The following is a 24,512-nucleotide window of genomic DNA, read 5'->3' on the forward strand; positions in this document are numbered from 1 at the left end:
CCAACCCGTGCGGGTGGGCGCCGGCGCGTTCCCCAGTTGGAGTCATCCGGGGGCGGGGCCGGGGGCCGGCCCGGGCCCCGCCACGACTGGCACGCCCCCGACACCCGGCTCGCCCACACCGCCGATGTCTCGGGCCGCCGGGGCACGTACAACCTGCGCATCCCGGTCGGGCGCGCGGACGAGCCGTTCTACCTGCGGCTGCGCGGCAGCGACGGCAAGCGCCACGGGGCGGGCTTCCTCGGCGCGGCGATCGACCCGCACGGACCGCTGCCGCACGAGCCGGGGCAGGGCAACCCGTGGCTCGACACCTGGTTCTACACCAACCCGGTCTTCGTGGACGTCGTCCGCTGAATCCGCCCGCCCACAGCCGCCCGGGGCCGGTCGTGCGACCGGGCCCCGGGCGGCCAAGGCCGTGCGACCGGCCCCGGGCGGCCCCGGCCGTGCTCAGGCCCCCAGGGCAGCGGAGACCACGGCCTTGGCCTCCTCCTGCACCCGGCCGAGATGGTCGGTGCCCAGGAACGACTCCGCGTAGATCTTGTACACGTCCTCGGTGCCCGAGGGGCGCGCCGCGAACCAGGCGTTCTCGGTGGTCACCTTGATGCCGCCGATCGGCGCGCCGTTGCCGGGCGCTTCCGTCAGCACGGCGGTGACCGGCTCACCGGCCAGCGTGTCCGCGGTGACCTGCTCGGGGGAGAGGCGCGCGAGCACCGCCTTCTGCGCGCGGTCGGCGGGAGCGTCGATCCGGGCGTACGCCGGCTCACCGAACCGGGCGGTGAGCGCGGCGTAGTGCTCGGACGGCGACTCACCGGTCACCGCGAGGATCTCCGAGGCGAGCAGCGCCAGGATGATGCCGTCCTTGTCGGTCGTCCACACCGAACCGTCGCGGCGCAGGAACGAGGCCCCGGCGGACTCCTCGCCGCCGAACCCGAGCGAACCGTCGACCAGGCCGTCCACGAACCACTTGAAACCGACCGGCACCTCGACCAGCTCACGGCCGAGACCGGCGGCGACCCGGTCGATCATTCCCGAGGACACCAGCGTCTTGCCGACCCCCGCGGCCGCCGGCCACTGATCCCGGTGGGCGTACAGGTAGTTGATGGCGACGGCGAGGTAGTGGTTCGGGTTCATCAGCCCGGCGTCCGGTGTCACGATGCCGTGCCGGTCGGCGTCGGCGTCGTTCCCGGTCGCGATCTGGTAGCGGTCGCGCTGCCCGATCAGCGAGGCCATCGCGTACGGCGACGAGCAGTCCATCCGGATCTTTCCGTCCCAGTCCAGCGTCATGAACCGCCAGGTGGGATCGGTCAGCGGATTGACGACCGTCAGATCGAGCCGGTGCTGCTCGGCGATCCGCCCCCAGTACGCCACCGACGCGCCGCCCAGCGGGTCGGCGCCGATGCGTACCCCGGCCGCCCGGACCGCGTCCAGGTCGAGCACGGACGGCAGGTCGGCCACGTAGTTGCCGAGGAAGTCGTACGTCCCGGTGGTCGACGCCGCCCGTGCGCGGGCGTACGGCAGCCGGCGCACGTCCTTCATCCCGGCGGCGATGATCTCGTTGGCCCGCTCCTGGATCCAGCCCGTGGCATCGGACCCGGCCGGGCCGCCGTTCGGCGGGTTGTACTTGAACCCGCCGTCACCGGGCGGGTTGTGGGACGGGGTGACCACCACACCGTCGGCCGGCCGGGCCGTCCGGCCCCGGTTGTGCCCGAGGATCGCGTGCGAGACGGCCGGGGTCGGGGTGTAGCCGTCGTCCGGATCGATGAGCACGGTCACGTCATTGGCGGCGAACACCTCGACGGCGGTGATCCGGGCCGGCTCCGACAGCGCATGGGTGTCGGCGCCGAGGAAGAGCGGCCCGTCGGTGCCCCGCATCGCCCGGTACTCGCTGATGGCCTGGCTGGTGGCGGCGATGTGGTCCTCGTTGAACGCGGTGGCCGTGGACGACCCGCGGTGGCCGGAAGTGCCGAACGCCACCCGCTGGTCCGGCTCGGCCGGGTCCGGGTGCAGCGCGTAATACGACGTCACCAGCCGGGCCACATCGATGAGATCCTCCGGCCGGGCCGGCTGTCCAGCTCGTTCGTGCGGCATCTGCCCACTCCTCCGTATCGGTCGTTCGGTGTTCCCCCGTCACATTTTCGCGGGTGGCCCGCGCCGGTCCGTGACTGCCCCGCCGAATACCGCTGGCGGCCGCGGCGGGCCCCGGCATAGGTTCGTCCGCGACCACGAGCGGTTCACCGCGGATCGCGTACGACGGCGGGTTTCCGGCCGGACCAGGAGAGACGAGATGTCACGAGACGATTCCGGACCGCACGGCCGGGTACTGCTGCGCGAGGCCACCGGGGCGGACGCCGGACCGCTGACCCGGCTCTTCCTCGACTCGCGCGCCACGTCGATGCCGTATCTGCCGAAGGTGCACAGCGACGAGGACACACTCGCCTGGATGACCCATGTGGTGCTGCCCGGCACGACGGTCCGGGTCGCCGAGACCGGCACCGGGGAGCTGCTGGGCTTCGCCTCCCTCGACGGAACCGAGCTGGAACACCTTTACCTGCGCCCCGACGCCCGGCACCGGGGCATCGGCTCGCTGCTCCTGGCCGAGGCGCGCCGGCTCGCGGCCGGCGAGCTCACGCTGTACGTCTTCCAGCGCAACGCGGACGCCAGGGCTTTCTACGAACGGCACGGATTCACCGCCGTCGAGTTCGACGACGGCAGCCGCAACGAGGAGCGGGAACCGGACGTCCGGTACCGGTGGACGGCCGATCGCGCGTGATCCACGCGAGACGTTGATCTTCACCGTGTGCGGTGGTTGAGTGTGGCACGCCCCGGCGGAGTTCCGGCCGAGGCCTCCGTGCCAACTCCCCGCGAAAGGAAGGCCCACGTGGCAGCCGCCCCCGCGCCCCAGGTCACAGCGGACTGGTGGCGGGACGCCGCCATCTACCAGATCTACGTACGCAGCTTCGCCGACGGTGACGGAGACGGAACCGGCGATCTCGCGGGAGTACGCGCCAAACTGCCCCACCTCGTAGAACTGGGTGTGGACGCGATCTGGTTCACCCCCTGGTATCTGTCGCCGCTCGCCGACGGCGGATACGACGTGGCCGACTACCGCGCCATCGACCCCGCGTTCGGCAGCCTCACCGAGGCCGAGGGACTGATCGCGGACGCCCGTGAACTGGGCATCCGCACGATTGTCGACATCGTCCCCAACCATGTCTCCGACCAGCACGCGTGGTTCCGCGCGGCCCTCGCCGCCGGGCCGGGCAGCCCCGAGCGGGAACTCTTCCACTTCCGGACCGGGCGCGGCCCGGACGGCGAACTGCCGCCCAACGACTGGGTCTCCGAATTCGGCGGCGTCCCATGGACCAGGCTCGCGGACGGCGAGTGGTACCTGCACCTGTTCGCCGCGCAGCAGCCCGACCTCAACTGGGCACACCCGACGGTCCGCCAGGAACACGAGGACGTGCTCCGCTTCTGGTTCGAGCGGGGCGTGTCGGGCGTACGGATCGACTCGGCGGCCCTGCTCGCCAAGGACCCCGCGCTGCCCGACTTCGTCGAGGGCCGCGACCCCCACCCGTTCTCCGACCGCGACGAACTCCATGACATCTACCGCTCCTGGCGGGCCATCGCCGACGAGTACGGGGCGGTCTTCGTCGGTGAGGTCTGGCTCCCGGACAGCGAGCGCTTCGCCCGCTATCTGCGCCCGGACGAACTGCACACCGCCTTCAACCTCAACTTCCTGGCCTGCCCCTGGGACGCCGGGCGGCTGCGCTCCACGATCGACGACACGCTCGCCGAACACGCCGCGGTCGGCGCTCCCGCCACCTGGGTCCTGTGCAACCACGACGTGACCCGGACCGCCACCAGGTACGGCCGCGAGGACACCGGATTCGCCTTCCGCACCAAGACCTTCGGCACGCCGACGGACCTGGCACTGGGCGGCCGACGGGCCCGCGCCGCGGCACTGCTGTCGCTCGCCCTGCCCGGCGTGGTCTACCTCTACCAGGGCGAGGAACTGGGACTTCCGGAGGCCGACATCCCGCGCGACCGGATCCAGGACCCGATGCACCTGCGCTCGGGCGGTACCGATCCGGGACGCGACGGATGCCGGGTACCGCTGCCGTGGTCGGCGCGGGCACCGTACGCCGGATTCGGCTGCACCACGGAGCCATGGCTTCCGCAGCCGCCCGGCTGGAGTTCGTACGCCGCCGACCGGCAGCGCACCGACCCGGAGTCGGTGCTCAGCCTCTACCGCGAGGCGCTGCGGCTGCGCCGGACCGAGCCCGGCTTCCGCACGGCGGGGGCCGGGGGCCGGCAGCTGACCTGGCTGCCCTCCGCACCCGGTGTGCTCGCCTTCGCCCGGACCGGCGGACCGGTCTGTGTGGTCAATCTGGGGGAGGGGGCCGTGGAACTGCCCGAGCACACGGACATCCTTCTCCTCAGCGGACCGCTGGACGGGCAGGGACGGCTCCCGCAGGACACCGCGGCCTGGTTGCGGCCGTAGGGCCGCCCGGTCGGGTGGGCGGATGATCCGCCCACCGGGCCGGTGCCAGGATCGCGGGCGGACGGGCACTGCGGCACAGTGGGCACATGGACGATCTGAATGCCCTCGCCGACGAGCATCTGGCCGCGGCCCGAGCCTCCGCGCACGGCCGCAGCGCCCACCGCCTGCTGCACGAGGAACCCCTGAGGCAGACCGTCATCGCCCTCACCTCGGGCTCCGCCCTCGACGAGCACAACGCCCCCGCCGCGGCCTCCCTCCAGGTGCTGCGCGGCAGGGTCCGGCTCACGGCGGCCTCGGGCGATGTGGAGCTGGGTGCCGGAGGGCTCCACCCGATCCCCCAGGAGCGGCACGGACTGCTGGCACTGGAGGACGCCGTGGTGCTGTTGACCGCCGTCAACGACTGACGGGGCCGGCCCCGGTCCCGTTGCCGGTGCGCGTGGCGGAGGCCGCCCGGGTGCGCTCCAGGAGCCACAGCACGAGGCTGCCCGCGGCGAGTGCGCCGCCCAGGAGGCAGATGCCGCTCCAGCCCGCCCGGGACCAGACCACCGAGGCCAGCGCCGCGCCGGCCGCCCCGCCCATGAAGAAGAGCGTCATGAAGGCGGAGTTGATCCGGTTGCGAGCCTCCGGGCGGAGCGCGTAGATCACGTTCTGGCTGCTGTTGAGCCCCGCCTGCTGGGCGATGTTCAGCAGGATCACGCCGACCGTCAGCCACAGCAGCGACGTTTCACCGGCCAGCAGCGGCAGCCAGGCGAGCGTGAGGAGCGCGGCCGCCGTTCCCGACACCGCCTGCACCCGGCCGCGGTCGCTCAGCCGGGCCCCGATGTTCATGCCCACCACGCCGATGACGCCCACCAGGCCGAAGAGCCCGATGGCGGCCGCGTTCCACCGGAAGGGCGGCCGGGTCAGCAGGAACGTCAGCGCGGTCAGCTGCACGCTGTACGAGGCCATGGAGAACGCGCCGATGGCCGCCCGCCGGCGCAGCAGGGGCTCCTGCCGCAGCAGGGCCAGCGTGGAGCGCAGCAGCCCGGTGTACGACATGGTGGCGGCGTCGCCCGACCGGGGCAGGCGGGGGAGGCGCTTGTACAGGAGTACCGCCATGACGGCCATCAGCAGCGCGTTGACCCAGTACACGGTCCGCCAGCCGCCGAACTCGGAGAGCGCGCCGGCGGCCAGCCGGCCGAACAGCCCGCCCAGGAGCACGCCGGACATGACGACGCCGACGATCCTGCCGCGCTCGGCCGGAGCCGCGAGGGCCGCCGCGAACGGCACCACGACCTGGGCCCCGACGGAGGTCAGCGCGGTCAGCAGCGTGCCGGCGATCAGCAGCGGGCCGGTGGGGGCGGCGGCCGTCGCCAGGAGGAAGAAGGCGGTCAGGGCGAACAGGCCCACGGCGAGCCGCCGCCGGTCCATGACGTCCCCGAGCGGGACGAGCAGGATCAGCCCCAGCGCGTACCCGGCCTGGGCGGCGGTCACGATCAGCCCCGCCGCGGTGACGCCTATGTGCAGATTCACCTCGATGACGTCCAGGAGCGGCTGCGCGAAGTAGTTCCCGGCGCAGGAGAGGGCGGCGGCGAGAGCCATCAGCAGAACCAGACCGCGCCCGAGCGCGGGCTGCGGGGGCACGGTGCGGGGCACGGCCCGGCTGCGGGTTTCGTGAGTGGTGTGAGCCATGTGTCCCAGCCTCATGGACCGGCCATCCATGAGTCCAACACATGTTTTTCATTCCATCGATCGTGGTTCACGATGGGTGGATGGAACTTCAGCAGATGCGGTACGTCGTCGCGGTGGCGGAACTGGGCAGCTTCACCCGCGCCGCGAAGCGGTGCCTGGTCGTCCAGTCCGCGTTGAGCCATCAGATCGCCCGGCTGGAGAAGGAGCTGGGGGCCAGGCTCTTCGACCGCACCAGCCGCCGGGTACGGCTCACCGCGGCGGGCGAGGTGTTCCTGCCGGAGGCCCGGCAGGCGCTGGACGCGGCGGAGCGGGCCCGCTCCGAGGTCGCCGCGGCGGCGGGGGAGGTACGCGGCCGCCTCGCGGTCGGCTCCATCCCGACCGTCTCCGCGGTCGACATCCCGGCCGCGCTGCGGGCCTTCCACCTCCGCTACCCGAAGGTGCACATCGTGCTGCGGGACGGAGCGAGCAAGGACCTGGCCCAGGAGGTCAGGGAAGGGACGCTCGACGTGGCCTTCCTGGGGGTGCTGCCCAGCTACCGGCCCAAGGGCGTGAGCGATCACGAACTCGCCACGGGCGAACTGGTAGCCGTCGTGGCACCCACCCACGCCCTGGCCGCTCAGGCGGAGGTGGGCCTTGACCGGCTGGCTCAGGAGATGTTCGTCGACTACCCGGACGGCACCGCCGCGCGGGCGCAGTCGGAGGAGGCGTTCGCGGCGATGGGGCTCACCCGCGAGGTGGCCTTCGAGGTCAGCGGCACCGACTTCATCGTCCGGCTGGTACGCAGCGGGCTCGGCATCGCCATGCTGCCGGCCGCTTTCGCGGCGGAGCTGATCGGCGTACACGTACTGACCGTCCGCGACGCCCCCGCGCGCACCGAGCGCCTGGTCTGGAGCCGCTTCCGCCCCACTCCGGCCGCCGCGGCGTTCCTCACGGGGCTCGGGGTCGATCCCGGCGCGGTGACCGGTGCAGGCGTTCCGTCCCGGTGACCGGAGGGCGTGACCTCGACTCCCGGGCAATAAGTATTTCCAATTCATATATTTTGAAATCGTAATAACATCGGGCTTCCGCTCCCGAGGAGGTTCCGATGGCCCCATGGCCCACCGCGCTCGCAGGCCGTATCGACGAGCACGTCATCGACAGCGCGCTGTTGCGGGACAACCCGCTGGGTGACCCGTCGCAGCGGCCGCTGTGGGTCTACACCCCACCCGGCTACGACAGCGATCCCGGGCGCCGGTACCCCGTCACGTACCTCCTGCTCGGCTACGCCGGCACCCTCCTGGTCTGGCGCAACCGCACTCCCTACCGTCAGCCGGTGCCCGAACTCGTGGACGGGATCTTCGCCCGTGGCGAGGCCCCGCCGATGGTGCTGGTGTTCGTGGACGCCTGGACCACGTACGGCGGCAGCCAGTACGTCGACTCGCCGGGCACCGGCCGCTACCACTCGTACCTCTGCGAGGAGATCGTGCCGTGGGTCGACGCCCACTACCGCACGGTCGCCGACCGCGACCACCGGGCGCTGGCGGGGAAGTCGAGCGGCGGGCTCGGCGCGATGATCACGCCGATGCTCCGGCCCGACCTGTTCGGCGCCTTCGCGACCCACTCGGGCGACTCGCTGTCGGAGGCCCAGTACATCCCCCATTTCCTCATGGCGGCACGGCACTTGAGGGCCTACGGCGGCGACATCTTCCGCTGGTGGGAGGACTTCCGCTCACGCGTGGCCTTCACCAGGGACGAGGATCTGCGGCTGCTCGAACTGCTCGGCGTCTCGTCCTGCTTCTCGCCCGCTCCGGACGGCACGCCACAGCTGCCGTTCGACCCGCGAACGGGCGCGCTCCTGCCGGAGATCTGGCAGCGCTGGCTGGACTGGGATCCGGTCCGGATGGCGCCGGCGCACGCCGAGGCGCTGCGGTCCCAGCGCGCGATCTGGATCGACGCGGGCACCCGCGACGAATGGTTCCTCGATCTGGGGGCGCAGGCGTTCCGCGATGCCCTGACCGAGGCCGGGGTGGACGACGCGGTCATACGCTTCGAGCTGTTCGACGGAGGGCACCACGCCGTCGAATACCGGATGCCGCCGGCCCTGGCCTGGCTCTCCCGGCAGCTGGCCGACCCGAGCTGAGGAACCGTTCGCCGATCGACCGGTCGTGCGCGGGCGTCTTCGCGCCATCCCCGCCGACCGGCCGACGGATGGGGTGGCACCGGAGTCTGCTGGGCAGGTACTGGTGTACGACCCCGGGAAGCGGGGTGCGGCTACCGGTGGCGAGGGGCGTGTGACGTGAGGGAGCAGACCGTGTGGCAGTTCTCCGACGATCGTGGGCAGTTGTCGACGGCCGAGCGGCGCCCGGCGCGGGTGCTCGCCTACGTCCAGGCCGGAGCGACCCTGTGGGACCACGGCATACGCCCCAGCGCGATATTCGGCTCCGATCACGACGACCGGACCGTGCCGGACGCGGCGAAGACCGGTTCGCTCCCCTTGGCCGAGGTCGGCTACCTCGGCGCGGGCAGCACCCTGGACGTGGACACCCTGCTGAGCGGCGAGCCGGACCTCGTCGTGGCGGTCAGCTACGGCGGCGGCCATGTCTACGGGCTCGCCGCGGAGACCGCCAAGCATCTGGAGGAGCACGTCCCGGTCGTCGTCATCGACGTGGGGCAAGCGCGCAGCCTCGCCGGGATCGGCGACCGTTTCGCCCTGCTCGCCCGCTCGCTCGGGGCCGAGGAGCCCGGGGCGGCGACCCAGGACCTGGACACCGCGCGGCAGCGGCTGCGCACGCTCGTCGCCGGTGCGGACGGTCCCCGGGTCGTCGCGCTCTCCCCGGCCTGCCAGGAACAGACACACCTCGCCCGCCCCCGGATGTGGCCGGAGCTGCGGGTGCTGGCCGAACTCGGCGTCGACCTCGTGGAGCCGTCCGAGGGCCCCGGCGCGAACTGGTCCACGGTCGGCTGGGCGGAAGCGGCGGCTCTGCGCCCGGCGGTGGTTCTCGCCGACATCAGGGCCAACGCCACACCGCTCGACGAGCTGCGGGACAACGCCGACTGGTCGGCGATCGAGGGGGCCGCCCGGGTGGTGCCGTGGAACCCGGAGCCGGTGTGCAGCGCGCGGGCCCACGCGGCCTTCCTGAACCTCGTGGCCGACGCGGTGGAGGCGGCCGGACGCTGAGCACGGGCGGAGACGCACGCCCGGCACGCGGCGGGGATCGCCGCATGCCGGGCGGTGGGGATCCCGAACCGGTGCGCCCGCGCGACGACGCCCGTACGGACGTGTCCGATCGCGCGGGCCGTACCGGTTCGCCAGGCTGGTCGGGACCATCCCGCGCCGACCCCGTACGTCCCCAGGAGCAGGCATGCAGCAGGACAAGCACCCTTCCTACCGTCCCGTCGTCTTCCGTGACCGTTCGGCGGGCTACGCCTTTCTGACCCGGTCCACCGCGTCGAGCGAGCAGACGATCGACTGGGACGACGGCAACAGCTATCCCGTCATCGACGTGGAGATCTCCGCCGAGAGCCACCCCTTCTTCACCGGGAAGGCGCGCGTCGTCGACTCGGAGGGTCAGGTCGCCAAGTTCGAGCGCCGGTACGGGGGCGAGGACGCCTCCTGACCCGCGTACGGACCCGAGTCCCCCGCCCCTGTCCCGAGGCGCGGGGGACTTGCTCCGCCACCTCTCTCGGCACCGTGGGCCAACCCCTCGTAACCTGCCCGCAACGTCGTACTGAAGCGCGTAGCCGGAGCACGGCCCGCTGCCCGCGGGACGCAGGGGTGATCGAAGTGGCCACGAACAAGGCGCGACGCGTGACGATGAGCGATGTCTCCCGCCACGCCGGAGTCCCGCGCACCACCGTCTCCTTCGTCCTGAACGAGCGCGCCGACGCAGCAATCCCCGAGGAGACCCGGCTGCGTATCCGGGCTCCAACGAGGAGCGTGGCTCGGCGAGGTGACCGTCGTGCCGGCCGGGCACTGGACGACCACCGGCGCCGGCCGTACCGGAGTCTTCGACCGGGACTCGACCGCCGTCTCCAGCACCGAGTGCACCGATCCGGAACTGACCTCCCTCGTCCGCCTCGGGGGCCCCGACGGGACCAGCGGCGCGGGATCGGTACTGCCGCGCGCCTCACCCCACACGGCCGACGGGTACGCCCTCGACCTCGACCCGAACCCGCGGACGGTCAGGTTCTTCCGCAAGGACGCGGGGCGGGCGACCGTGCTCGCCGAAGCCCCCCTGCTGGTTCGCACCGGCGTCGGCCCGGCGCCGCGGATCAGGGCCCGGGGCGGTCGGATCGAGGCGTTCATCGACGGCGGCCCGTCGTCGATGTGACCGATACCCACCACACACGCGGCAGGATCGGGCTCAATGTGTTCGGAGGCCGCGCCGCCTACCAGGACACCTTCGTCACCGCACGGTAGGAGACCTCACCCCATGCTCGACAGACTCGACCTGCTGGTCATCGGCGAATGCGTCGCCGACATCGTCCGGCTGCCGGGTGCGGCCGATCAGGTCCACCCGGGCGGCAGCCCGGCCAACGTCGCGTACGGCCTGGCCCGGCTCGGGCACGGCACCACCCTGCTCACCCAGCTCGGTCCCGACGACAACGGCCGGCTGATCAGGGACCATCTCGCCGGTGCCGGCGTCGAGGTCCGCACCGACGGTGCCACCGCCGCCACCCCGTCGGCCGCCGTCACCCTGGACGGCGACGGCCGGGCCGCGTACACCTTCGAGATCACCTGGACGCTGGGACCGGTCGCCCTGGACCGGACGCCCCGGCACGTGCACACCGGTTCCATCGCGGCGGTGATGGAACCGGGGGCGGCCACCGTCCTGGGCGCCGTGGAGTCGCTGCGGACGTCCGCGACCGTCAGCTACGACCCCAATGTGCGGCCCGAGCTGATGGGGGACCGCGAATCGGCCGTCCGCCGGGTCGAGCGGTGCGTCGCGCTCAGTGATGTGGTCAAGGCCAGCGACGAGGACCTCGAGTGGCTCTACCCGGGCCAGGATCCTGAGCGGGTCGCCGAGCGGTGGCTCGGCACCGGCCCGGCAATCGTCCTCGTCACCCGGGGCGGCGACGGTGCGCTGGCCGTACTGCCCGGGGGACGGGTGACGGTCGACGCGCTGCCCACCGACGTCGTCGACACGGTGGGGGCGGGCGACGCCTTCATGTCGGGCACCCTGCACGCCCTCGCCGGGCAGGGGCTGCTCGGCGAGGACGGCCGGGAGCTGCTGCGCTCGCTGGACCGGACCCGGGCAGCCGATGTCCTGCGGCACGCGGCGGCCTCCGCAGCGGTGACCGTGGCCCGGGCCGGCGCCAACCCGCCGGACGGGGCGGAGCTGAAGGCGGCACTCGGCCGGAGCTGAAGACGCCCCGGCCGCATCTGGCGGTGCCCGGGAGCCTCCGTCACCCGGGCACCGCCAGATGCGGGCTGCTGTCGTCGTCGAGGAACTCGACGACGGCGAGGACGATCAGCGCACACAGCGCGATCCACACCGTGACCATCCCGGTCGGCCGGTCCCAGGCCACCAGGACGGCGGCGGCCACCACGACGACCGTCCAGTTCAGCGGGCGCCGGGCGCGGTGCACCCACCGGCCGACCGGGCCGCCGGTGAACCCGGCCGCGTCCCGCACGGCGCCGATGCCGCCGCTCCACATCGCCATGACCCGGCCGGCGGCGCGGCCTCCACCGGTCAGCCAGGCGGCGAGCGCCACCACGATGCCGAGCGTGACGACCATCCGGACCAGGACCCGCATCGGGCCGGCCAGGGCGTCGAAGACCGCACCGGCCGCGGGCTGCGACACCCCGGACGGCAGGCTGTCGAGATAGAACGCCCGGCCCACCCACATGGCCAGGCCGAGCACCGCGGCACCGGCCGCGACGGCGAGCGCCGTCGTGACCAGTGCGCGACGGCGGCGCACCGCGAGGAGCACGCCGCCCGCGGCCAGCACCAGCGCCACCAACGGCAGCCAGAAGCCGATGACCTGGAGTGCCCGGAACCACTTCTTGGCCTTGCCGACCGAGTCGGAGGTCAGCACCGTGAAGTCGGTGTGGACCTCGGGGATCTTCGCCGCGACACCCAGCCCCCGGTCGACGAGGCGTTGCTTGACCCGGTCGACGACGGGTGCGAGGTCGATGGTGACGGTGTCACCGGTGAGCTCCACGGCCCCACCGCCGCTTCCGGACAGCGCCTTCAGCGTGGCGGACTGGGCGGACCGGTTGAGGTCGGTCCAGATCGTCGCGAAGGCGTCGCTGGAGACGAACTTCTCCGTGGTCCCGCGCACGAAGTTCGAAATGCCCGTGGTGAGGGGGCCGCTCAGCTTCGACAGCGCCTTGTCGAGCACCGGCCGGTCCGTGGGCGAGACGTCGGCCAGCAGGGCCTTCACATCCAGGTGGCCCATGACGGCACCGGTGACGCGATCGGCCACCGCGGTCCGCACATCGGCGTCGGAGGCGAGCGGCGCCATCATCGCCACATAGTTGTCGGTGTCGCCGATCTGGTTCTTCGCCCAGGTCGACACGATGCTCAGCGGTGTGAGGACGGCCGCGACGACGACGAGCAGCACGGCGAGGAACGAGCGGGCCCGGGGCCGGTGCCGGGCCGGGGCCCGGGTCTCCAGCACGGCCACCCTGGCGCGCAGTGCTTCCAGCTCGTCATGCTCGCCCGGGGGCTTCGACTGATCGTGGTCCGCTGCCATTCCCCCAGGGGACGGCCGCCCGTCGCGCACGGCGCGGCGGACTGCTGCGGACGGGTGAACACGGTCACCGTGGCGTGCGGCACCGTTCGGCCCGCCGGAGGTATCGGTGACCCTTTCGGCTCATTGTCCGCATCCTCGCCGGGGCTACTGCCGTTCGACAACCAGTAGGCCTGATCGATTACGGAGGAGGGGGCGGACATGACGATGGCCGACAGGGGCGTCGCGGTGACCGGGCTGGGGGTGGTGACTCCCGCGGGCGCGGACGAGTACACCTTCTGGGAGGGGCTGTGCGCCGGTGTTTCCACGGCCCGCGGCTGCGAGGAACTGGCCGGGCTGCCGGTCGACTTCGGCTGCCCGGTGGAGGGGATCGATCTGGACGCGGCGGTCGGCGGGCGTTCGGTGTGGCGGATGGCGCGGTTCGTGAAGATGGCGCTGGTCGCCGCCCGCCAGGCAGTGGCGGACGCCGGGCTGTCCCCACAGCGATGGGACGGCGACCGGGTCGCCGTGGTGCTCGGCGTCGGGGTGGGCGGGGTGTCCGTGCTCGTCGACAACGTGCGCAGGCTCGACGACGGCGGAGCGGAGGCCGTGTCACCGCTGCTGGTCCCGATGATGATGCCCAACGCGGCCGCCGGGGAGCTGGCCATCGCCCTGCGGGCCCACGGCCCCAGTCTGGCCCCGGCGACCGCCTGCGCGTCCGGGGCCACGGCCATCGCCGTCGCCCGCGACCTGCTGCTGAGCGACCAGTGCGACGTAGTGGTGGCGGGCGGTGCGGAGGCCGTACTGACTCCGCTGGTGGTGAGCGCCTTCGCGGGGATGGGCGCGCTCTCGTTGCGCACCGGCGACCCGGCGGGGGCCTCGCGGCCGTTCGCCGCGGACCGGGACGGGTTCGTGATCGGCGAGGGCGCCGCCGTGCTCGTACTGGAACGGACGGCCGACGCGTACGCCCGGGGCGGACGGGCGCGCGCCCTGCTGACCGGTGCGGGTTCCGCCACCGACGCCCACCACCCCACCGCCCCGGACCCGGCGGGCGGCGGTGCGCGCAAGGCAGTCGGGGCGGCGCTGCGCGAGGCGGGCTGGGCGGCCCACGAGGTCGACCACATCAACGCGCACGGCACATCGACGCAGCTCAACGACGCGATGGAGACCGCGCTGATCTCCAAGATCTTCCCGCACCGGCCGTCGGTGACGGCGCCGAAGGGCGTTCTCGGGCACACCCTCGCGGCCGCCGGGGCGATCGAGGCGGTCGCCACCGTACTGACCCTGGAGCAGGGCCTCGTGCCGCCGATCGCCAACCTGGACTCGCTGCCGGACGGGTTCGACCTCGACTGTGTGGTCGAGGAGCCCCGGACCCAGCCGGTCGAGCGGGCGCTGAGCCACTCCTTCGGGTTCGGCGGACACAATGTCGTACTCGCCTTCCAGCGCGCCGGTGCGTACGGCCCGCCGAGGACGGATCCGGGTGTCCTCGCCGTTGCTTGATCGTTTTATTTTCCATGACCGCAACGATCGACAGCCCCTCCGCAGAACGATCCACGGACCTTCTCACCGGTGTGCTCCTCGGCGGCAACCATCGCCGGGAGCACGGCTTCTGGCAGCGGCTGATCAGCACCGAACCCTTCCGCCGCCCGGACCACCGCACCACCGAGGAGCGCCTGGCTCTCGCGTACGAGCGGCTGCGCGTCCTCAACGACTGCCTGGACAGCGGGGCCCGGCTGGCCGCCGACCCCCGCGCCCTCGCCGCCCTGCACGAATGGCTCGGTCCGGTGGACCCGGCGCTCACCACGGTGGCGGGTATCCACTACAACCTCTTCCTCGGCAGCCTCCTCGACCACGGGGGCGACGGCCACCGAGATCTGTCGGACTTCCTGCGGCTGCGGCGCATCGGCACCTTTCTCTGTACGGAGGTGGCCCACGGCAATGACGCCGCGGCCGTCGAGACCACGGCCGAGTACGACCGCGAGCGCGACGGATTCGTGCTGCGCACCCCGCACGCCGGGGCGCAGAAATTCATGCCCAACACCAGCCCGGCCGGCGGCCCCAAAGCCGGGCTGGTGGCCGCGCGGCTGCTCGTCGACGGCGCCGACCACGGGGTCTTCCTCTTCCTCGTACCGCTCACCGACGAGGGGCAGCCGCTGCCCGGAGTGCACATCCGCAGGCTGCCCACCCGCACGGGCAGCCCGGTGGACCACTGCCTGACCTCCTTCGACCGGGTCTTCGTGGGGCGCGCCGCGCTGCTCGACGGGGACCACGGACGGATCGGTGCGGACGGGGAGTTCGTCAGCGCCATCGACAACCGCAGGCGGCGCTTCCTCGCGTCGATCGGACGCGTCACCTCCGGGAAGATCTCGATGACGGCCTGCGCGGTCGGCTGTGCGCGCGCGACGCTCGCCATCGCCGTCCGCTACGGGGGCCACCGGTACATCTCGGGGCCCCGGGGCTCGCACCGGGTGCCGGTGATCGCCCACCGCAGCCACCACGGACCGCTCGCCGCGGCCATGGCCACCGTCTTCGCGATGAGCCTGCTGCACCGCCGGGCCCTGGACCGCTGGGAGCGGGGCGAGCGACGGGAGGACGCCGAGCGGCTGGTCGCCGTCGCCAAGGGGTGGATCACCTGGCAGGCCCGGTCGGTGATCGTCGAATGCCGGGAACGCTGCGGCGCCCAGGCACTCCTGGAACACAACGGGATGAGTGAGCTCGTCACCGGGGTGGAGGGAGCCATCACCGCGGAGGGTGACAATCTGGCCATCCACGTCAAGGCGGCCGCGGAAATGCTCTTCGCCGCCGCACCCGCCGCCGGGGCTTCGTCCGACGGCCCCGGTGATCTCGACGACCCAGGCTTCCTCGGCGGGCTGCTCGCGGAGCTGGAGCGGATCTGGTTCGTCCGGGCCCGGGAGCGGATGGGACTCGCACCGCACGGTGACCCGCTGGGGCGGTGGAACGCGGCGTCCGGGCCCGCCCTGCGCGGCGTCGAGGCCCATGCCCAGCGGCAGGCGGCCGAGGCGTACGCGGAAGCGGTGGCCGTGCTGCCCGAGGGGCCCGCCCGCGACCGGCTCGGCGAGCTGGAACGGCTCTTCGCGCTCGACCGGATCGCCCGCAACAGCGGTGATCTGCTGGCGGCGGGTCTGCTGACGGCCGACCAGGTCAACGGCCTGCCGGGCAGGGTCGAGGAGCTCATCACCACCGTCGCCGCCCATCTGCCCGACCTCGTCGACTCCTTCGCGCTGCCGCCGGAACTGCTCGCCGACTGGCCGATCGCGGGCGCCGACTACGTGGCCGCGTACGACGATCCGGGGGCTTTCTGGCACACCGGCGGGGCCCGGGACGCGGCTCGGGGCGAGCGGTGATGGCCACGACGAGGAAAGGAACAGTTGTGCGGAGCCGTCGGGTCCGGGAGGCCGCCGGGGCCCTCGGGGTGCGTGTTGTCCTGCTGGCCTTCTGGGGTACGGCGTCCGTCCTGGCCCGCTGGTGCGGGGAGCGTGAGGAGGACAGTGCCGAATCGGTTCGGCACAAGGCGTAACTGGAGGCACTCCTCCCAGTTGATTCGGCGTCGGGACGGTGTCACCGCCGGCCCGACAGCCGGACCGAATGATGGAGAGAAAGCTGATGAGCGCGATTCACCCCAAGATCACCGAGGTTCTGACACACACCTTCAAAGTGCCCGATGCGGAGATCCACCCGGGCTCCACGATGGACAGCCTGGAGATGGACTCCCTCGCCGTCGCCGAGTTCGCCGTCCTCATCAGGGAGACGGCCGGCGGCGACCGGGACTTCGACCAGCTCCCCAAGAACGCCACGCTGGCCGACATCAGCCGGTTCTTGGACACGGCGGCCGGCAGCGGGGCGCGGTTGGGCGGGGCAGCGATGAGCAACGCCCGATGAACAGGCCGGCCGTCGCCGTCACCGGACTGGGCATGATCACCCCGGTCGGCAACGACACCGAATCCACCTGGCAGGGGGTGTGCGCGGCTGTGTCACCGGCCCGCACCGTCGCCGAGCTCGAAGGATGCGCGATCGACTTCGCCTGCATGGTCGACGGCATCGACCTGGACGCCGCGATCGGCGGCCGGGCGTCCTTCCGCATGGGGAAGTACGTGAAACTCGCCGTGCTCGCCGCCCGGGAGGCGGTCGCCGACGCCGGGCTCGACCCGGCCCGGTGGGAGGGAGACCGGGTCGCGGTGGTCGTCGGCACCAGCAGTGGCGGCTCCGCCTCGCTGACCGAACAGGCCGTCGTGCTCGACCGGCTCGGCGCCGGGGCCACCTCGCCGTCGGGCATCCTGCTCACCATTCCGAACATGCCCGCCGCCGAGATCGCGATCCAGCTGAGGGCCACCGGCCCCAGCCTGGCACCGTGCACCGCCTGCTCGTCCGGCGCCACCGCGCTGTCCGTGGCCCGCGACCTGCTGGTCACCGGACAGTGCGACATCGCGATCGCCGGAGCCACCGAGTCGATCGTCTACCCGGTCGCGATGGCCGGGTTCGCCAGATCCGGGGCCGGGGCACGCACAGGCGGCGACCCCGCCACGCTGTGCCGGCCCTTCGCGGCCGACCGGGCCGGCCTGGTCATGGGCGAGGGCGCGGCGGTCATGGTGCTGGAACGGGTGGACGACGCCCGGGCCCGGAGCGCGGCCCCACGGGCGCTGCTCGCCGGCACCGGAGCCACCACCGACGCCCACCACCCCATCAGCCCGCATCCGTCCGGCGCGGTCGCCCAGGCGGCGGTGGAGGCCGCGCTGCGCGATGCGGGCTGGGCCGCCGAGGACGTCGAGCACGTCAACGCGCACGGCACGGCGACCCCGGTCAACGACGCCACCGAGGCCGCCCTGATCGCCCGGGTCTACCCGCACCGGCCGCCCATCACCGCGCCCAAGGGCGTACTGGGGCACTGCATGGGGGCGGCCGGAGCGATCGAGGCCGGACTCACCGTTCTCACGCTCCAGCGCGGAGTCGTACCACCGATCGCCAACCTGGACGCCCCGGCGCCCGAGTTCGACATCGACTGCGTGACCAAGCAACCTCTGCGGCGGCCCATCAGGCGCGCCGTCAGCCATTCCTTCGGATTCGGCGGCCACAACGCCGTGCTCGCTCTTCAGCGTCCCTGAGAGCCGCTCCGCAGACAGCAGGCAGGTGGTGCGACGGGAAGACAGCCCGGCGTACCACCGGCCACACACCGCCCGTGAGCTGCGCAGAGGCACGTGATAGCTTGCCGGGGCCAGTCAAACTCCACGTAGGGGTCAGGGAATCCGGTGCGAATCCGGAACTGACGCGCAGCGGTGAGGGGGACGGGCGGGGCCACGGCCACTGGGATCACCCTCGGGTGCCCGGGAAGGCGCTCCGTCCGAACGAACCCGAGTCCGAAGACCTGCTGGCATCCGCGATCCGGCACCGGGCCGCGGAACTCCGTACAACGGGCTCCGCGCATGAGTCCAGAGACGCAGAGGGACTCCGTGCCGTCCATAGCCAGCTCCGTCCGCACCATCGCCCTGCTCTCGGCGGGACTCGTCCTGCTGACCGCCTGCGGAGGCGGGGCCGGTGACTCCAGCGCGAAACCGGGCCGCGCGGACGGATATCCGGTGACGCTGAAGAACTGCGGCCGCACCGTCACCGTCGAGGCCGCGCCGCACCGCGCCGTCTCGGTGGACCAGGGATCGACGGAGATCCTGCTCTCCCTCGGTCTCGCCGACCGGATGGCCGCCACCGCGACCTGGACCGACCCGGTGATGAAGGGCCTGGAGAAGGCCAACGCCGACGTGCCCAGGATCGCGGACAACCGGCCGTCCTCGGAGAAGGTCCTCGACCGCGAACCGGACTTCGTCAGCGCCTCGTTCGAATCGACACTCGCCAAGGGCGGCGTCGCACCCCGCGAACAGTTCGAATCGCTCGGCGTCCCCACCTATGTCTCGCCCGCCGACTGCACCGGCAAGGACAACAGCGGCGGCGGTGACGGAGCCCGCAGCGCGCCGCTCACCATGGACAGCGTCTACGGCGAAGTGCACGACCTGGCCCGGGTGTTCGGCGTACCGGAGCGCGGCGACACGCTCGTGGCCACGCTGCGGGAGCGGGTGAAGAAGGCGGCCGAGGGCATCGACGCCTCCGGCACCACCCTCCTGTACTGGTTCTCCGACTCCAAGGCCCCGTACCTGGCGGGCTGCTGCGGAGCCCCCGGAATCATCACCGAAGCACTCGGCGCGAAGAACGTCTTCGACGACACCCGCGAGGAATGGCCCCAGATCAGCTGGGAGACCGTCGCCGACCGCAACCCCGACGTCCTGGTCATCGGCGACCTGACCCGTAAGGCCCAGACCGCGGAGAGCGCCGCGAAGAAGATCGAGTTCCTGGAGTCCAACCCCGCCACGAAGAACATGGACGCCGTCAGGCACAAGCGGTACGTCCTGCTGAGCGGCCAGGCCATGAACCCGTCCATCCGGACGGTCGAGGGCGTCGAACGCGTCGCAGCCAAACTGCGCAGGTTCGGGCTCGCGGGGTGACGCCCACCGAACGCGGCACGAGGGTGACCGCGCCACCGGCCGCCGTCACGACGGTGAGCGTCACGACGGGCGTACGACGGCTGCGCGGCGGGGTCCTGTGGGCCTGCGGCCTCGCGCTGCTCGCCGTCTCCGTCGCGGTCGCCGTCACCATCGGACCCGCACGCGTCTCGGTGGCCGACGTCTGGTCCGCGGTGGCCGCCCACCTCGGTGGAGGCGATTCGCGGCTCTCCCCGATCCGGGACGGCATCATCTGGAACCTGCGCATGCCGCGCACCCTGCTCGCCGCGGTGTGCGGCGCCGGGCTCGCGGTCTGCGGCACCGTCATGCAGTCCCTGCTCCGCAACCCGCTCGCCGATCCGTTCGTCCTCGGCGTCTCCTCCGGCGCGTCCACCGGAGCGGTCGTGGTCGTCGTCCTCGGCGTCGGCGGGGGAGCGGTGTCGATCTCGACCGGCGCGTTCATCGGGGCGCTGTGCTCGTTCGCCCTGGTGCTGCTGCTCAGCCACACCCTGGGCGGCACGACGGACCGGGTGGTGCTCTCCGGTGTCGCGGCCATGCAGCTGTTCTCCGCGCTCACCTCCTTCGTCGTGATGACCGCCGCCGACGCCGAGCAGACCCGCGGGGTGCTGTTCTGGCTGCTCGGCTCGCTCAGCGGGGTCGGCTGGATGGATGTGTGGATCTGCGCCGCCGTGCTCGCCGTGACGCTGCTGGTCTGCCTGGGCCATGCCCGTACGCTCGACGCCTTCGCGTTCGGCCAGGACGCCGCCGCCACGCTCGGCGTCAATGTCGCGCGCACCCGGATCGTGCTGCTGTGCACGACCGCGCTGCTGACCGCCGCGCTGGTCAGTTCGGCCGGTGCCATCGGTTTCGTCGGACTGGTGCTGCCGCACGCAGCCCGGGCCCTCGCCGGTTCCGGGCACCGGCGGCTGCTGCCGGTGACGGCGCTGGCCGGAGCCGTGTTCCTGGTCTGGGTCGACACCCTCGCCAGGACCGTGCTCGACCCGCAGGAGGTGCCCGTGGGAGTGGTCACCGCGCTGATCGGAGTGCCCGCGTTCGTCCTGGTCCTCCACCGCACCCGGAGGACCACATGACGGACGCGGCCGGCCCGGGACTGCGCGCCGAACGGGTCAGCCGGTCGGCGGGCGGCCGCCTCATCCTCGACGGGGCCGACCTCGCCCCGGGCCCCGGCGCCACCGTGGGGCTGATCGGACCGAACGGATCCGGCAAGTCGACCCTGCTGCGGGTGCTGGCAGGAGTCCTCGCCCCGGAGACCGGCGTGGTCACCCTCGACGGACTGCGGCTCACCGAGATCGGCCGCCGCACCGTCGCCCAGCGCGTCGCCGTGGTCGACCAGCACGCCGTCACCCAGGTCGAGCTGAGCGTGCTGGACGTGGTACGGCTCGGGCGCATCCCGCACCGCAGGGCCTGGTCGGCGCCGAACGGGGCGGACGACGAAGCGGTACGCGAGGCGCTCGCCCGGACCGGTCTCGCCGACCGCGGCGACCAGTCCTGGCACACCCTCTCCGGGGGCGAACGCCAACGCGTCCAGATCGCGCGCGCACTGGCCCAGCAGCCACGTGAGCTGCTGCTCGACGAGCCGACGAACCACCTCGACATCCAGCACCAGCTGGAGCTCCTGGCGCTGATCGCCTCGCTTCCGCTGACCGGTGTGATCGCGCTGCACGACCTCAATCTGGCCGCGATGTTCTGCGACCGGATCGCCGTGCTGAAGGAGGGGCGGGTGGTGGCCGCGGGAACCCCCTCGGAGGTGATCACCGAGGAGCTGATCGCCGACGTCTACCGGGTCGCGGCGCGCGTCACGCCGGACGGCCCGGACGGACGGCCCTCGGTGCGGTTCCTGCCGGGGCGGCCTGCCGGGAGGTAGCGGCCGGGGCCTGGTGCGGGGGGCCGCTACGGCGAGCGGGCGGACCCGGCACCGCATGGCGTGGGTCCGCCCGTTTTTTCCGGATGCGGCGGTTCGCCGCGGTGCGTGGGGTGGGAGGGGCTCGACGGGTCAGCGGCGGCGTCCCCGGCCGAGGTCGCCTCCCGCGTCCTTGCCTCCCATGCCCTTCCCGCCCATACCGGTGTCGTCCGCGTAGTCGATCTGCTCCTTGCGGAGTTCGGCGGAGACCTCCTTCTGTTCGGTCACCTTCTTGGTCTCCATCCGTACCCGCTCGACGGCCACGGTCTCCTTCCGCGTGGTCGGTCGTTCCGCGTGCAGGGTGACCTCGACGTCCTGCTCGCGGATGCCGGCACGGTCCGCCGCCTTCTCGCCGGGCTGGAGCGGTTCGCGGACCAGCCGCACCTCTTCGTGCGTCACCGGCACGGTCCTGGTGACGTTCTCGGTGACGACGTACTTGTGCAGCCGGGCCGTTCCGCTCTCGTACTCCTCGGTGCCGACGTGGAGTTGCTCCTCGGAGCGGATCATCTCCTCCTTGCTGCCCAGGTCGGCGGCGGACCGTTCGGCGCCCGCCCCGGCGCCGACGAGGGGACGCGAGGTGCCGGCGGCCGCCCCGGCGTCGCGGTGCCTGCCCTGGCCCGTGCCGGTCCCGGTCCCGGCCATGCCGGACGAGGTGGTCCGGGCCGTGCCCGTACCGGAGGCGGCGGTGCCGGTCGTGGCCGTTCTGTCGGACCCGGTGGCGCGTCCGGCGCCGGCCGCACCCATGGCCCCGGCTGCTCCCGCGGCACCCATGGCCGTGGTGCCCGTCCCGGACGTCGTCCTCGCCGTGCCCGGCCGGTCGCCGAGCTTCGCGGTGGTGTTCCTGGCGAGGCCGTAGTGCTTGTAGAGCTCTTCCTCCTCCGCCACGGACAGATGCGCGTCGGCGTCCACCCGGGGGGCGTCCTTGACCCGCTCCTTCGGATGCGAGATGTGCAGATCGGATCCGACGCGGCGGGCTCCGGCGAGCGGAACGAAACTCTCCTTCATGCCGAACAGGCCGGTCTTCACCGTTATCCAGTCCGGCCGGCCGGTGTTGTCGTCGACATACACCCGGCCCACACTGCCGACCTTCTCGCCGTCGGTGTCGTACACCGTCAGGCCGTCGAGCTCTCCGGAATCCGTGAAACCGTCAGCGGCTCCCATGACCGATTCCTCCTCGTCCGGGCGCGTCCTGTGGCGGGGGCCATCAGGGGAGGCGCGTCCGCATTCCATCGCGCCTCACCCGGATGGACGCTGCAACCTCCCGGGCCGCGGAGCCCGGCTGCCGCATGCTCGGCGGTTCGGTGGTGACCGCCTGCCACGGCGGTGGGCGCCTCGTTCCCGTGTTAGGCCAATCGAGTGAAGCGAAGGGAGTGTGTGCCGGCGGGCGGCCGGGTGCCGCCACGCCGCGGAACCGGGAGGATGCGGCCGGCTTTCCGCGGGCATGAACACATTGCGCGGCACATCCGACGAGGACGCGGAACTGCACGGACGGATGCGCCGGCGCCATCCGTCCGAGCCGGTCGCGGGGATCGTGGACCCGGCCGGTCCGGCCCCGCGGAGCCGGGTGCTCGAAACCGGGCCCGGCACGGGCAGTTGACCGTCCCGCTCGCGACGGCCGGATATGCGGTGGCCGCCGTCGGACCGGGCCCCTCGCCGACGGCCGTGGCACCTGACCGACGACCGGCACGCGGGGAGTGCCACCAAGCGGTAACCGCATGAACTCCTCACCGTGCGCAAGCCGTTGTGAACTCCGGGAACATGCCCTCCCGCCGGTGCCGTCGACCGTAGGATCGGCACCGTCCGAACAGGCTGCCGCCCACCTGGCCCGTCGGGCACCGGCCACCGGCCCACCAGCGTCTGGAGACCCCGATGACCGGCACCCCGCACCGCCTGAACCCCGCCGGCGGCTGCCCGCACGCGGACAACGCCGTGCTGCTGGCCCGGGGAAGCGTGGCAGCCGTCGTGCTCCCCGGCGATGTGGCCGGGGCGGTGGTGCTCGGACACGACGCGCTCAAGGAATTCCTCGCCCACCCCGACGTGGCCAAGGGCGCACAGCACTTCACCGAACTGGCCGAGGGCCGCATCCCGGACGGCTGGCCGCTCAGGACCTTCGCCACCGTGCAGGGCATGACCACGGCCGACGGCGACGACCACCGACGGCTGCGCTCACTGGTCGGCAACGTGTTCACCGCCCGGCGGGTGGCAGAGCTGCGGCCCCGGATCGAGACGGTGACCGCGGAACTGCTCGACGACGTCGACCGCGCCGCCGCCGAGGGCGACGGAACGGTGGATCTGCGCGCCCGGTACGCCCTGCCGCTGCCGATGGGCGTCATCTGCGAACTGCTCGGTGTGGAGGCCGAGCACCAGGACCGGCTGCACCACCTGTCCGGCCGGGTGGTCGCGACCGATACCGGCCCCGAGGAGGCGATGGCCGCCAACCGCGAACTGGTGGCCCTGCTCGCAGCGGTCGCCGCCGCCCGTGCGGAGCGGCCCGGCGACGACCTGACCAGCGCACTGATCGCCGCCCGCGACGAGGGCGGGGGCCGGCTCGGACAGCACGAACTCATCGGCACCCTGCTCCTGCTGATCATCGCGGGGCACGAAACCACGCTGAACCTCATCACCAACGCCGTACGGGCGCTGTGCGCCCACCCCGACCAGCTCCGGCTCGCCGTCTCCGGCCAGGTCACCTGGGCAGACGTGGTGGAGGAGACGCTGCGCTGGGACAGCCCGGTCAGCTACTTCCCGTTCCGCTACCCCACCCGGGACCTCACCCTCGACGGCACCGTCATCCCGCGGGGCACCCCCGTGCTCGCCGGTTACTCCGCCGCCGGGCGGGACAAGGCCGCCCACGGACCCGACGCCGACCGGTTCGACGTGACCAGGCCCGCCCGCCGGACCGCCGCCCGGCACCTCTCGCTCGGCCACGGCCCGCACTACTGCCTCGGCGCGCCGCTCGCCCGCATGGAGGCCACCATCGCCCTTGAGCGGCTGTTCGGCCGCTTCCCGGAACTGGAACTCGCCGTCCCCGAGGCCACGCTGCCCCACCACCCGGGCTTCGTCGGCAACAGCACCGGCCTGCTCCCGGTGCGGCTCCGCCGGTAGCTCCCGCGCCCGTACGCCCCGCGCCCCCCGCCACGTACGACAGCCGCCGCCCGTTGCATATGCCGGCACATATGATCGACGGGCCAAGAGCCGACCGTCGTCCTGCCGTGCCACCGGGGGTGCCCCATCCGTTCCGAACGCATCCGGCTGCCCGGGCAGC

22 protein-coding genes, 2 pseudogenes and 1 riboswitch are annotated in these 24,512 nt (G+C 72.7%); of the genes and pseudogenes, 20 read left to right on the plus strand and 4 right to left on the minus strand.

Annotated features, from left to right (window positions below; all coding sequences use genetic code 11):
• Positions 1 to 351 (plus strand): annotated as a pseudogene (locus tag ACFVH0_RS20680) (histidinol-phosphatase); the annotation flags it as partial.
• 93 nt (positions 352 to 444) lie between these two features.
• Here the strand turns inward: ACFVH0_RS20680 and pgm are convergent.
• Entirely contained in the window at positions 445 to 2,085 is a 1,641-nt protein-coding gene (gene pgm / locus ACFVH0_RS20685; protein WP_385822102.1) for a phosphoglucomutase (alpha-D-glucose-1,6-bisphosphate-dependent), read from the minus strand.
• A 196-nt stretch (positions 2,086 to 2,281) separates the two neighbouring features.
• Between pgm and ACFVH0_RS20690 the strand changes: the two genes are divergently transcribed.
• The 3 genes from ACFVH0_RS20690 to ACFVH0_RS20700 all read left to right on the plus strand — a co-directional run bounded on the left by ACFVH0_RS20690 (position 2,282) and on the right by ACFVH0_RS20700 (position 4,902).
• A complete protein-coding gene (locus ACFVH0_RS20690) occupies positions 2,282 to 2,767 on the plus strand; it encodes a GNAT family N-acetyltransferase (protein WP_385822105.1) in 486 nt (161 codons plus the stop codon).
• Between the two features lie 108 nt (positions 2,768 to 2,875).
• Positions 2,876 to 4,498 carry a glycoside hydrolase family 13 protein gene (locus tag ACFVH0_RS20695; protein WP_385822107.1) on the plus strand — a complete coding sequence of 541 codons (1,623 nt, stop codon included), beginning with the start codon at positions 2,876 to 2,878 and terminating at the stop codon, positions 4,496 to 4,498.
• A gap of 86 nt (positions 4,499 to 4,584) precedes the next feature.
• Positions 4,585 to 4,902, plus strand: a complete 318-nt coding sequence (locus ACFVH0_RS20700) for a cupin (RefSeq protein WP_124722085.1) — start codon at positions 4,585 to 4,587, stop codon at positions 4,900 to 4,902.
• On the opposite strand, the gene ACFVH0_RS20705 is transcribed toward ACFVH0_RS20700, so the two are convergent.
• Positions 4,892 to 6,169, minus strand: a complete 1,278-nt coding sequence (locus ACFVH0_RS20705; RefSeq protein WP_385822109.1) for an MFS transporter — start codon at positions 6,167 to 6,169, stop codon at positions 4,892 to 4,894. The two genes, ACFVH0_RS20700 and ACFVH0_RS20705, sit on opposite strands and share 11 nt — an antisense overlap.
• 80 nt (positions 6,170 to 6,249) lie before the next feature.
• Between ACFVH0_RS20705 and ACFVH0_RS20710 the strand changes: the two genes are divergently transcribed.
• The 7 genes and pseudogenes from ACFVH0_RS20710 (at position 6,250) to ACFVH0_RS20740 (ending at position 11,514) form a co-directional block, all read left to right on the plus strand.
• Positions 6,250 to 7,155, plus strand: a complete 906-nt coding sequence (locus tag ACFVH0_RS20710; RefSeq protein ID WP_385822111.1) for a LysR family transcriptional regulator — start codon at positions 6,250 to 6,252, stop codon at positions 7,153 to 7,155.
• Between the two features lie 98 nt (positions 7,156 to 7,253).
• On the plus strand, positions 7,254 to 8,288 hold the full coding sequence (locus tag ACFVH0_RS20715; RefSeq protein ID WP_385822112.1) for an alpha/beta hydrolase: 1,035 nt from the start codon (positions 7,254 to 7,256) through the stop codon (positions 8,286 to 8,288).
• 156 nt (positions 8,289 to 8,444) lie between these two features.
• Positions 8,445 to 9,326: an ABC transporter substrate-binding protein gene (locus ACFVH0_RS20720; RefSeq protein ID WP_385822113.1), complete on the plus strand. Its 882-nt coding sequence runs from the start codon at positions 8,445 to 8,447 to the stop codon at positions 9,324 to 9,326.
• Between the two features lie 184 nt (positions 9,327 to 9,510).
• Complete coding sequence (locus ACFVH0_RS20725; protein ID WP_093540855.1) at positions 9,511 to 9,765, plus strand: type B 50S ribosomal protein L31; 255 nt, start codon at positions 9,511 to 9,513, stop codon at positions 9,763 to 9,765.
• A gap of 197 nt (positions 9,766 to 9,962) precedes the next feature.
• Positions 9,963 to 10,061, plus strand: a pseudogene (locus ACFVH0_RS20730) (hypothetical protein); the annotation flags it as partial.
• Positions 10,062 to 10,098: 37 nt separating this feature from the next.
• Complete coding sequence (locus ACFVH0_RS20735) at positions 10,099 to 10,479, plus strand: hypothetical protein (RefSeq protein ID WP_385822196.1); 381 nt, start codon at positions 10,099 to 10,101, stop codon at positions 10,477 to 10,479.
• A gap of 102 nt (positions 10,480 to 10,581) precedes the next feature.
• A complete protein-coding gene (locus ACFVH0_RS20740; RefSeq protein ID WP_385822115.1) occupies positions 10,582 to 11,514 on the plus strand; it encodes a carbohydrate kinase in 933 nt (310 codons plus the stop codon).
• Between the two features lie 40 nt (positions 11,515 to 11,554).
• Here ACFVH0_RS20740 and ACFVH0_RS20745 read toward each other — a convergent pair whose 3' ends face one another.
• A complete protein-coding gene (locus ACFVH0_RS20745) occupies positions 11,555 to 12,847 on the minus strand; it encodes a hypothetical protein (protein ID WP_385822117.1) in 1,293 nt (430 codons plus the stop codon).
• A 204-nt stretch (positions 12,848 to 13,051) separates the two neighbouring features.
• Here ACFVH0_RS20745 and ACFVH0_RS20750 point away from each other — a divergent pair, with 204 nt between their 5' ends.
• From ACFVH0_RS20750 to ACFVH0_RS20780, 7 genes are all read left to right on the plus strand, one after another.
• Positions 13,052 to 14,323 carry a beta-ketoacyl-[acyl-carrier-protein] synthase family protein gene (locus tag ACFVH0_RS20750; protein WP_385822191.1) on the plus strand — a complete coding sequence of 424 codons (1,272 nt, stop codon included), beginning with the start codon at positions 13,052 to 13,054 and terminating at the stop codon, positions 14,321 to 14,323.
• Positions 14,324 to 14,337: 14 nt separating this feature from the next.
• The gene (locus ACFVH0_RS20755) at positions 14,338 to 16,188 is read left to right on the plus strand and encodes an acyl-CoA dehydrogenase (protein WP_385822119.1); all 1,851 of its coding nucleotides are present in this window, start codon (positions 14,338 to 14,340) and stop codon (positions 16,186 to 16,188) included.
• 259 nt (positions 16,189 to 16,447) lie between these two features.
• Entirely contained in the window at positions 16,448 to 16,723 is a 276-nt protein-coding gene (locus ACFVH0_RS20760) for an acyl carrier protein (RefSeq protein ID WP_385822121.1), read from the plus strand.
• Positions 16,720 to 17,943 (plus strand): beta-ketoacyl-[acyl-carrier-protein] synthase family protein, encoded by a 1,224-nt coding sequence (locus ACFVH0_RS20765; RefSeq protein ID WP_385822123.1) that lies wholly within the window; start codon positions 16,720 to 16,722, stop codon positions 17,941 to 17,943. The genes ACFVH0_RS20760 and ACFVH0_RS20765 overlap by 4 nt, the downstream gene beginning before the upstream one ends.
• 94 nt (positions 17,944 to 18,037) lie before the next feature.
• A riboswitch (cobalamin riboswitch) is annotated at positions 18,038 to 18,226 on the plus strand.
• 35 nt (positions 18,227 to 18,261) lie between these two features.
• Positions 18,262 to 19,329, plus strand: a complete 1,068-nt coding sequence (locus ACFVH0_RS20770) for an ABC transporter substrate-binding protein (protein ID WP_385822124.1) — start codon at positions 18,262 to 18,264, stop codon at positions 19,327 to 19,329.
• A gap of 53 nt (positions 19,330 to 19,382) precedes the next feature.
• On the plus strand, positions 19,383 to 20,417 hold the full coding sequence (locus ACFVH0_RS20775; RefSeq protein ID WP_385822127.1) for a FecCD family ABC transporter permease: 1,035 nt from the start codon (positions 19,383 to 19,385) through the stop codon (positions 20,415 to 20,417).
• Positions 20,414 to 21,211, plus strand: a complete 798-nt coding sequence (locus tag ACFVH0_RS20780; protein WP_385822128.1) for an ABC transporter ATP-binding protein — start codon at positions 20,414 to 20,416, stop codon at positions 21,209 to 21,211. Before ACFVH0_RS20775 ends, ACFVH0_RS20780 begins: the two co-directional genes overlap by 4 nt.
• 129 nt (positions 21,212 to 21,340) lie before the next feature.
• On the opposite strand, the gene ACFVH0_RS20785 is transcribed toward ACFVH0_RS20780, so the two are convergent.
• On the minus strand, positions 21,341 to 22,408 hold the full coding sequence (locus tag ACFVH0_RS20785; protein ID WP_385822130.1) for a PRC and DUF2382 domain-containing protein: 1,068 nt from the start codon (positions 22,406 to 22,408) through the stop codon (positions 21,341 to 21,343).
• Between the two features lie 280 nt (positions 22,409 to 22,688).
• On the opposite strand from ACFVH0_RS20785, the gene ACFVH0_RS20790 reads away from it, so the two are divergent.
• Positions 22,689 to 22,844: a hypothetical protein gene (locus ACFVH0_RS20790; protein ID WP_385822131.1), complete on the plus strand. Its 156-nt coding sequence runs from the start codon at positions 22,689 to 22,691 to the stop codon at positions 22,842 to 22,844.
• 272 nt (positions 22,845 to 23,116) lie between these two features.
• On the plus strand, positions 23,117 to 24,352 hold the full coding sequence (locus ACFVH0_RS20795; protein ID WP_385822133.1) for a cytochrome P450: 1,236 nt from the start codon (positions 23,117 to 23,119) through the stop codon (positions 24,350 to 24,352).
• Positions 24,353 to 24,512 lie beyond the last annotated feature (160 nt).

The organism is Streptomyces sp. NPDC127117, from assembly GCF_042677325.1.
Lineage (GTDB): Bacteria > Actinomycetota > Actinomycetes > Streptomycetales > Streptomycetaceae > Streptomyces.

What these genes read in the sequence shown, in the direction of transcription:
- pgm (WP_385822102.1), bottom strand. Translation starts at nt 2,085, where the DNA reads ATGCCGCACGAACGAGCTGGACAGCCGGCCCGGCCGGAGGATCTCATC.
- ACFVH0_RS20690 (WP_385822105.1), top strand. Translation starts at nt 2,282, where the DNA reads ATGTCACGAGACGATTCCGGACCGCACGGCCGGGTACTGCTGCGCGAG.
- ACFVH0_RS20700 (WP_124722085.1), top strand. Translation starts at nt 4,585, where the DNA reads ATGGACGATCTGAATGCCCTCGCCGACGAGCATCTGGCCGCGGCCCGA.
- ACFVH0_RS20705 (WP_385822109.1), bottom strand. Translation starts at nt 6,169, where the DNA reads ATGGCTCACACCACTCACGAAACCCGCAGCCGGGCCGTGCCCCGCACC.
- ACFVH0_RS20710 (WP_385822111.1), top strand. Translation starts at nt 6,250, where the DNA reads ATGGAACTTCAGCAGATGCGGTACGTCGTCGCGGTGGCGGAACTGGGC.
- ACFVH0_RS20715 (WP_385822112.1), top strand. Translation starts at nt 7,254, where the DNA reads ATGGCCCCATGGCCCACCGCGCTCGCAGGCCGTATCGACGAGCACGTC.
- ACFVH0_RS20725 (WP_093540855.1), top strand. Translation starts at nt 9,511, where the DNA reads ATGCAGCAGGACAAGCACCCTTCCTACCGTCCCGTCGTCTTCCGTGAC.
- ACFVH0_RS20740 (WP_385822115.1), top strand. Translation starts at nt 10,582, where the DNA reads ATGCTCGACAGACTCGACCTGCTGGTCATCGGCGAATGCGTCGCCGAC.
- ACFVH0_RS20745 (WP_385822117.1), bottom strand. Translation starts at nt 12,847, where the DNA reads ATGGCAGCGGACCACGATCAGTCGAAGCCCCCGGGCGAGCATGACGAG.
- ACFVH0_RS20750 (WP_385822191.1), top strand. Translation starts at nt 13,052, where the DNA reads ATGGCCGACAGGGGCGTCGCGGTGACCGGGCTGGGGGTGGTGACTCCC.
- ACFVH0_RS20755 (WP_385822119.1), top strand. Translation starts at nt 14,338, where the DNA reads ATGACCGCAACGATCGACAGCCCCTCCGCAGAACGATCCACGGACCTT.
- ACFVH0_RS20760 (WP_385822121.1), top strand. Translation starts at nt 16,448, where the DNA reads ATGAGCGCGATTCACCCCAAGATCACCGAGGTTCTGACACACACCTTC.
- ACFVH0_RS20765 (WP_385822123.1), top strand. Translation starts at nt 16,720, where the DNA reads ATGAACAGGCCGGCCGTCGCCGTCACCGGACTGGGCATGATCACCCCG.
- ACFVH0_RS20770 (WP_385822124.1), top strand. Translation starts at nt 18,262, where the DNA reads ATGAGTCCAGAGACGCAGAGGGACTCCGTGCCGTCCATAGCCAGCTCC.
- ACFVH0_RS20780 (WP_385822128.1), top strand. Translation starts at nt 20,414, where the DNA reads ATGACGGACGCGGCCGGCCCGGGACTGCGCGCCGAACGGGTCAGCCGG.
- ACFVH0_RS20785 (WP_385822130.1), bottom strand. Translation starts at nt 22,408, where the DNA reads ATGGGAGCCGCTGACGGTTTCACGGATTCCGGAGAGCTCGACGGCCTG.
- ACFVH0_RS20790 (WP_385822131.1), top strand. Translation starts at nt 22,689, where the DNA reads ATGAACACATTGCGCGGCACATCCGACGAGGACGCGGAACTGCACGGA.
- ACFVH0_RS20795 (WP_385822133.1), top strand. Translation starts at nt 23,117, where the DNA reads ATGACCGGCACCCCGCACCGCCTGAACCCCGCCGGCGGCTGCCCGCAC.